The organism is Inquilinus limosus (genome assembly GCF_002195995.1).
Taxonomy (GTDB): domain Bacteria; phylum Pseudomonadota; class Alphaproteobacteria; order DSM-16000; family Inquilinaceae; genus Inquilinus; species Inquilinus limosus_C.
In genome coordinates, this window is sequence record NZ_NHON01000169.1 from 1 (window position 1) to 7,298 (window position 7,298).

A 7,298-nucleotide genomic window follows, 5' to 3' on the forward strand; every position below is an offset into this window, starting at 1 on the left:
CTCGCCCGAGGCGCCGGCCTGCGCGCTGGCCCTCGGCAGCCGCGACCCGGAGATGTTCCATCCCGGGATGCGGACCGAGCTGGTCGGCTTCCTCGGCCGGCCTAGTCCTGTCCGGGGGTCAGCCAGGAGCGGATGCAGCGCTCCAGCACCCGGCCGAGGAAGCCGACCAGCTCGGTCCGCATCCCGGGATGGAACATCTCCGGGTCGCGGCTGCCGAGGGCCAGCGCGCAGGCCGGCGCCTCGGGCGAGACGTTCAGCCGGACCACCGCCTGGCTGCGCACCAGCCCGGCGCCGGCGCCGAACAGCGCCTCCTCGCCGGCCGTGTCCGATTCGAGCATCAGCTCCTGCCCGCCGAGGCGATGGGCGATCTCGCCGGGTCCGACGATGCGGACCTCGGCGCTGTGCGGCGGCGATTCCTCGCCCTCCGTCGCCTCGACCAGCAGCGTCACCACATCGAGGTCGAGCAGCACCGCGAGGTCGGTCGACACCGTGTGGATCAGCTGCTCGAAGCTGTCCGCGTCCAGCAGGAACAGGATCGCGGCATGCACCCGGTTCTGGGTGTTGTGGTTGGCGCGGCTGGCACCGATGAAGGCGCGCTGCTGTTCCTTCAACCGATCCACTTGGCCCCGCAGCCTTTCGGTCTGGAAGCCCTGCAGGTCGATCACCCCTTCGCCGCGGTCCCGCGGCGGCAGGGCCAGCCTGGCCAGCACATCGGGGTGCTGGACCAGGAAGTCGGGATGGGCCAGCAGCCAGGCCGAGACGTCCGCCGCGGTCAAAGCGGGGGCATCCGGCCGCTTCACTTCCTGTGCCAACGGGCCGCCCTCACGCCGTCTTCTTGACGGCGGCGAGCTCGGCCTCGTCGAGGATGCTCTGCCCGGTCTTCTGCCAGTCGGCCACGAAGGCGGACAGGCCCTTGTCGGTCAGCGGGTGGCTGTACAGCGCGCGCAGGGCGGCCGGCGGCAGGGTGCCGACATGGGCGCCCAGCTTGGCCGCCTCGATGACGTGGCGCGGCCCGCGGATCGACGCCACCAGCACCTGGGTCTTGATGTCCGGGTACTGGCGATAGATCTGCACGATGTCGGCGATCAGCGCCATGCCGTCCTCGCCGACGTCGTCCAGGCGGCCGACGAAGGGCGAGATGAAGGTGGCGCCGGCCTTCGCCGCCAGGATCGCCTGGCCGGCCGAGAAGCACAGCGTGACATTGACCATGGTGCCGGCGTCGGACAAGGTGCGGCAGACCTTGAGCCCGGCGGGCGTCAGCGGCACCTTGACCGCGATGTTCTTCGCGATCTTGGACAGCTTGCGCCCTTCGGCCAGCATGGTGTCGAAATCGGTCGCGGCGACCTCGGCCGAGACCGGCCCGTTCACCACCTCGCAGATCTGCGGGATCAGGTCCAGGAACTTGGCCCCGGACTTGGCGATCAGGGAGGGGTTGGTCGTCACCCCATCGACCAGGCCGGTCGCGGCCAGGTCACGGATTTCGTTGAAGTCGGCGGTATCGATGAAGAACTTCATGGGCCTCGTTCCAATGGCCAGCGGTCGCTTCGGGCCGGTGCGCGGCACCGATGTCGGCCCGCGGGGGCAAGTCTAGCCCATGGCGGAGTCCGAGGCCACAGCAGCGACGCCGGCGGAGGGGGAGAGTGGCGCGGTTGCCACGGTCCGCGTGCTGCTGCCGCTGCCCTTGGCGGAAGCTTACGATTACGCGGTGCCGGACGGCATGGATCTTGCGCCCGGCAGCGCCGTCGAGGTGCCGCTGGGCCGGCTCAGGCGGATCGGCGTGGTCTGGGGGCCGGGCACCGGCCAAGTCGCCCGCGCCCGGCTGAAGCCGGTATTGCACCGCTTCGACCTGCCGCCGCTGCCGGAGGTGGCGCGCACCTTCATCGACCGGGTCGCCCGCTACACTCTGTCGCCCCCTGGCGCGGTGCTGCGCATGACCCTGTCCTCGACCGGGGCGCTGGAGCCGCCGAAGCCCATCGTCGCCTATCGCCGGGCCGGGCTGCCGCCCGAGGGCGCCAGGCTCAGCGCCGCCCGGCGGCGGGTGCTGGATGTGCTGGAGGACGGGCCGGCGCGGCTGCCGGCGGAGCTGGCGCGTGAGGCCGGCTGCGGCACCGCCGTGATCAAGGGAATGGCCGAGGCCGGGCTGCTCGAGACCGTGCTGCTGCCGGGCTTCGACCCGGTGCCGCAGCCCGATTTGTCCCGGCCCCGCGCGGTGCTGGGCGAGACCCAGCGCGAGGCGGCGGACCAGCTGATCGACGCGGTGGCCGACGGCACCTACTCGACCACGCTGCTCGACGGCGTCACCGGATCGGGCAAGACCGAGGTGTATTTTGAGGCGGTGGCGGCGGCGCTGGCGGCCGGGCGGCAGGTGCTGGTGCTGCTGCCGGAGATCGCGCTGTCGGCGCATTGGCTCGACCGCTTCGCCGCCCGCTTCGGCGTGCGCCCCACCGAATGGCATTCCGAACTGGGCCCGACCCAGCGCCGGCGCAACTGGCGGGCCGTGGCCTTCGGCGAGGCCCGTGTGGTGGTCGGCGCCCGCTCGGCCCTGTTCCTGCCCTATCCCGATCTCGGCCTGATCGTGGTCGACGAGGAGCATGAGAGCGCCTTCAAGCAGGAGGACGGCGTCGTCTATCAGGCCCGCGACATGGCGGTGCTGCGCGGCCATCTCGGCGGCTTCCCGGTGGTGCTGGCATCGGCCACCCCGTCCTTGGAGACGCTGGCCAATGTCGAGGCCGGGCGCTACGGCGCGCTGGAGCTGCCGTCGCGGCACGGCGCGGCGCGGTTGCCGGCGGTCAGCGCCATCGACATGCGCCGCGAATCGCCGCCGCGCGGCCGCTTCCTGTCGCCGACCCTGCGCGAGGCGGTGGTGGAGACGCTGCAGGCGGGGGAGCAGGCGATGCTGTTCCTGAACCGCCGCGGCTACGCCCCCCTGACCCTGTGCCGGCAGTGCGGCCACCGCCTGGAATGCCCGCACTGCACCGCCTGGCTGGTCGAGCATCGCCTGGCCGGGCGCCTCGAATGCCATCATTGCGGCCATCGCGCGCCGCTGCCCAAGGCCTGCCCGTCCTGCCAGGCCGAGGGCAGCTTCGCCGCCTGCGGCCCGGGGGTGGAGCGGATCGCCGAGGAGGTCGACGCGACATTGCCGGAGGCGCGCTGGCAGATCGTCGCCTCCGACACCTTCTCCGGCCCGCAGGCGATCGCCGACCTGACGGCGGATCTCGACAGCGGCGCCGTCAACCTGCTGATCGGCACCCAGATCCTGGCCAAGGGCCACAACTTCCCGGGCCTGACCCTGGTCGGGGTGGTCGACGCCGATCTCGGCCTCGCCGGCGGCGACCTGCGGGCGGCGGAGCGGACCTGGCAGCTGCTGCACCAGGTCGGCGGCCGGGCCGGGCGCGGCGAGAAGCCGGGCCGGGTGCTGCTGCAGAGCTTCATGCCCGACCATCCGGTGATGCAGACCCTGGTGGCCGACGACCGCGACGGCTTCCTGGCGTCGGAGGCGGAGGCGCGGCGGTCGCGCGGCCTGCCGCCCTACGGCAAGCTGGTGGCGCTGATCGTCTCCGGCCCCGACCGCGGCGCGGTCGACCGGGTGTCGCGGGATCTCGGCCAGGCCGCGCCGCAGGGCGAGGGGCTCCTGGTGCTGGGCCCGGCCGACGCGCCGCTGGCGATGCTGCGCGGCCGCCACCGCCGCCGCCTGCTCTTGAAGGCCGACCGCCGCATCGGCGTGCAGCCGCTGGTGGCGGAATGGGTGTCGCGGGTGCAGGTGCCGGGCACGGTGCGGGTGCAGGTCGACATCGACCCGTACAGTTTTCTCTAGGCTGGGCCGGCCCCCGCCGCCTGGATGTCGGTCTTCGAGAAGTCGTCGCCCTTGAACAGCAGCGGCACGCCGTGCGTCCGGGCGCAGGCATAGGACATGCAGTCGGCGAGGTTGAGCTGCGCCGGGTGGCCCCGGCCCTTGCCATAGGCGGCGAAGGCGGCGACGGCTGCCGTCGCGGTCTCGCCGTCGATCGGAACGACCGCGATGCTGGCGTCGTCAAGAAGGCCCCGAATGCGGGTCTCGACCAGGATCGGATCGAGATCCAGCATGCTCGACAGCCGCATCGCCGCTTCCAGGATGACAAGGCCCGAGGTGAGACGTGTCTCGGTCTGGCCGATCAGGTCGGCATAACGGGCGGCGTCCGGTTCGCCTGCGAGAAGGGCCACGATCGCCGACGTGTCGATGAACATCAATGGCCCCACATGGCGTCGATCTCCTCCTTGCTCATCACATGGCGGTTGGGCCCGGCCTCTGCGGCGAGGGTGGCCGCAATCCGCGCGATGCGATCGGCGAGGGGTTCCTTCTCCGTCTCGCGGCGCAGCTCGGCCTCCAGCGCCTGGATGACGGCTTCGGTCATGGTCACATTGCGCCGGGAGGCCAGCTCCTGGGCGAGCTCGCGCGCCCGGCTGTCGCGGATCTGCAGTGTCACGACCGGCCCTCCTCGAGAGATGGGTGGCTTTCCATACGCCACTATATCGCTATCCATACGCCGGATGTGAAGGGCGCCGCCGTCGGCGTCAACCCTTCGCCGGTGCGTGGCTGGCGCGCAGCGGCAGCTCCGGCAGGAACAGGATGGCCAGGAAGGCCGCGGCGATGACACCGGTGCCGGCCAGGAAGGTGGTGGCGATGGCGTGGCGGTAGAGGTCGACCGCGGCGGCATGCGCCCCCGGCGGCAAAGCGGCGAGCTGGCGCAGCCCGGCCTGGGCCAGGCCTTCGGCGCCCCCGGCCAGGCGCAGCTGCCCGGCCAGCACCGCCCCGGCCGCGGCCACGCCGACCGCGCCGCCCAGCGAGCGGCAGAAGGCCAGGGTGGCGGTGGCAGCGCCCAGGTCCTCGCGCGGCACCGCGTTCTGCACCGCGATGGTCATGTTCGGCATCACCAGGCCGAGGCCGATGCCGATGGCGATCAGCGCCGGCTCGATCACCGGGATGCCCTGCGCGGTCGACGCCGCCCAGCTCAGCACCCCGAAGGCCAGGGTCGCCAGCGCCAGCCCGCCGGTCTGCGCCGGCTTGTAGCGGCCGGAGCGCAGCAGCACCCGGCCGTTGACGATCGAGGCGGCGACCAGCCCCAGCATCAGCGGCCCAGTCAGCAGGCCCGAACGCGCCGCGCTGACCCCCAGCACCAGCTGGAAGAACAGCGGGAAGAACACGCTGGCGGCCAGCATGCCCATGAAGGTCAGGGCCAGCACCAGACAGCCGACGGCGAAGACCCGGTTGCGGCGCAGATGCAGCGGCAGCACCGGGTCGGGGAAGCGGCGGGCATGGGCGACGAACAGCACCGCCAGTGCCAGCACGGCCGCTCCGATGCCGAGGATCTCGGGCGAGGTCCAGGCGAATTGCGACCCGCCGAGGGTCAGCAGCAGCAGGAAGGCCGTGGTCGCGCCGGTCAGCAGCAGGGCGCCGAGATAGTCGATCCGCCTCTGGCGGGCCTGGTGCGGGCGGCGCAGGGCGCGGTGCACCACCAGCAGCGCCACGGCGCCGACCGGCAGGTTGACGAAGAAGATCCAGTGCCAGGAGAGGAGGTCGGTGATCGCGCCGCCCAATACCGGCCCGACCACGCTGCACACGGCGAACACCGCCGCCACCGATCCCTGGCGGCGGCCGCGCTGGGCCGGCGGCACCAGGTCGCCGATGGTGGCCTGGGCCAGCGGCAGCAGCCCGCCGGCGCCCAGCCCCTGCACGGCGCGGAAGGCGATCAGCTGCGCCATGCTCTGGGCCAGGCCGCACAGCGCCGATCCCAGCAGGAACAGCAGCACGGCCAGGGTCAGCATCGGCTTGCGGCCATGCTGGTCGCTCAGCTTGCCGTAGAGCGGCATGACTGCGGTCGAGGCCAGGACATAGGCCGTCACCACCCAGGACAGATGGGTGCCGCCGCCGAGGTCGCCGACGATGCTGGGCAAAGCGGTGGCGACGATGTTCTGGTCCAGCGCGCTGAGCCCGAGCACGATCATCAGACCGACCAGCACGAAGCGGATCTCGCGGGATGTCGCCTCGGGCTCGGTGGCCGGGGCAGGGGGCGTCATGCGCCGAGCCTGACCAGGGCCGGGATCGCCGCCGCGATCGCCTGACGCTCCTCCGGCGACAGCAGGTCCAGCCGGCGGGCCAGCCAGTCGGTGCGCTGCCGCCGCAGCGCCTCGGCCCGGCGCTCGCCCTCGGGGGTCGCGACCAGGCCGGTGCGGCGGCGGTCCTGCGGNGTCCTGCGGGTCGGGTGGGGTGCGGGCGACCAAGCCGGCGGCCTCCAGCTGCTTGACATGGCCACTGACGGTCGGGCCGCGCAGCCCCTCGATCTCCGCCAGGGCGCCGATGCCGATGCCGGGATTCTTGATGATCAGCACCAGCAGCAGGTTCTGCAGCGGCGAGACGTCGCCGTCCTGCGTTTCCCGCCGCATCCGGCGGTACAGCCGCAGCAGCGCCGGCCGCATCGCCTCGGCGAGGACATCGGAGGCAGGATCCGCCATGGTCGCTCATCCAGATAGATAGGTTGTCTATCTATATATCCGGGCAGTCGGGCTCGGCAACGGGCGCGATGCGGCGGGTCAGCGCGGCGGTTCGCTCAGCTCCAGCCGGTTGCCGGCCGGGTCGCGGGTGAACAGGCGACGATAGCCGGCCGGCGGGCGCGGGTCGTGCTCGATCGGCGCCGCGGCGGCGCGCAGCCGGGCCTCGGCCGCGTCCAGGTCGGAGACGATCAGGCAGAGATGCCGGTCCGCCGCCAGCTGCTCGGCCCGGCCGGGCGCGTCTGGCGACAGGTGGATCTCGGCGTCGCCGACCCGCAGCCAGGCGCCCTGGCTACGCCAGCCCTGCGGCTTCGGCAGCGGCTCCAGCCCCAGCGTCTCGACATAGAACCGCACCGTCTCTGCCTCCAGCTCCGGCGAGAAGGTCAGGTTGGCATGATGCAGGGACAGGATGGTCACGGCCGGGCTCTCCGATCGGCTGGGCAAGGTCATCATCGGGCCCGCCCCGGCCTCCGGCCAACGTGTTTTTGCTGTCATCCTCGGGTCAAGCCCACGAGTGTCCGGTTGAGCTTCTGGGGTTGTGGATAGAGTCCCTAATCTCAACCTTTATTGTCATTGCCGGGCTTGACCCGGCAATCCAGGGGCCACCAAGAGCCGCTCTGGCCGTCCCTGGATCCTCGGGTCAAGCCCACGGGTGTCCGGTTAAGAAAAGGTGGACATGGCGCACGGTGTTGATTCAGCTCGGGTTCAGGACGTTGGCGCGTCACCTGGACACGACCCGGAGCAACACCGTGCGGCATCACAATAGCGTGTTC

The 7,298-nt window shown here is 71.9% G+C and carries 7 protein-coding genes; 1 reads left to right on the top strand and 6 read right to left on the bottom strand.

All coding sequences use genetic code 11. The annotated features are described in order from the left end of the window. Positions 1 to 101: 101 nt before the first annotated feature. Together BWR60_RS35065 and fsa are read right to left on the bottom strand one after the other, a co-directional pair. The gene (locus BWR60_RS35065) at positions 102 to 812 is read right to left on the bottom strand and encodes a DUF484 family protein (protein ID WP_088157835.1); all 711 of its coding nucleotides are present in this window, start codon (positions 810 to 812) and stop codon (positions 102 to 104) included. A gap of 10 nt (positions 813 to 822) precedes the next feature. Then, positions 823 to 1,515 carry a fructose-6-phosphate aldolase gene (gene fsa, locus BWR60_RS35070; protein WP_088157837.1) on the bottom strand — a complete coding sequence of 231 codons (693 nt, stop codon included), beginning with the start codon at positions 1,513 to 1,515 and terminating at the stop codon, positions 823 to 825. A gap of 79 nt (positions 1,516 to 1,594) precedes the next feature. On the opposite strand from fsa, the gene BWR60_RS35075 reads away from it, so the two are divergent. Continuing rightward, on the top strand, positions 1,595 to 3,814 hold the full coding sequence (locus BWR60_RS35075; protein ID WP_088157839.1) for a primosomal protein N': 2,220 nt from the start codon (positions 1,595 to 1,597) through the stop codon (positions 3,812 to 3,814). Here BWR60_RS35075 and BWR60_RS35080 read toward each other — a convergent pair. From BWR60_RS35080 to BWR60_RS35100, 4 genes are all read right to left on the bottom strand, one after another. After that, complete coding sequence (locus BWR60_RS35080) at positions 3,811 to 4,224, bottom strand: type II toxin-antitoxin system VapC family toxin (protein WP_088157841.1); 414 nt, start codon at positions 4,222 to 4,224, stop codon at positions 3,811 to 3,813. The genes BWR60_RS35075 and BWR60_RS35080 overlap by 4 nt on opposite strands. Then, complete coding sequence (locus tag BWR60_RS35085; protein WP_088157843.1) at positions 4,224 to 4,463, bottom strand: type II toxin-antitoxin system VapB family antitoxin; 240 nt, start codon at positions 4,461 to 4,463, stop codon at positions 4,224 to 4,226. Before BWR60_RS35085 ends, BWR60_RS35080 begins: the two co-directional genes overlap by 1 nt. A gap of 88 nt (positions 4,464 to 4,551) precedes the next feature. After that, positions 4,552 to 6,489 (bottom strand): DHA2 family efflux MFS transporter permease subunit, encoded by a 1,938-nt coding sequence (locus BWR60_RS35090; protein ID WP_218823828.1) that lies wholly within the window; start codon positions 6,487 to 6,489, stop codon positions 4,552 to 4,554. 78 nt (positions 6,490 to 6,567) lie between these two features. Continuing rightward, positions 6,568 to 6,942, bottom strand: coding sequence for a VOC family protein (locus BWR60_RS35100; protein WP_144445867.1), 375 nt, complete (start codon positions 6,940 to 6,942; stop codon positions 6,568 to 6,570). Between the last annotated feature and the right edge of the window lie 356 nt (positions 6,943 to 7,298).

Coding starts and splice junctions, on each gene's coding strand:
- fsa (WP_088157837.1), bottom strand. CDS start 1,515: ATGAAGTTCTTCATCGATACCGCCGACTTCAACGAAATCCGTGACCTG.
- BWR60_RS35075 (WP_088157839.1), top strand. CDS start 1,595: ATGGCGGAGTCCGAGGCCACAGCAGCGACGCCGGCGGAGGGGGAGAGT.
- BWR60_RS35080 (WP_088157841.1), bottom strand. CDS start 4,224: ATGTTCATCGACACGTCGGCGATCGTGGCCCTTCTCGCAGGCGAACCG.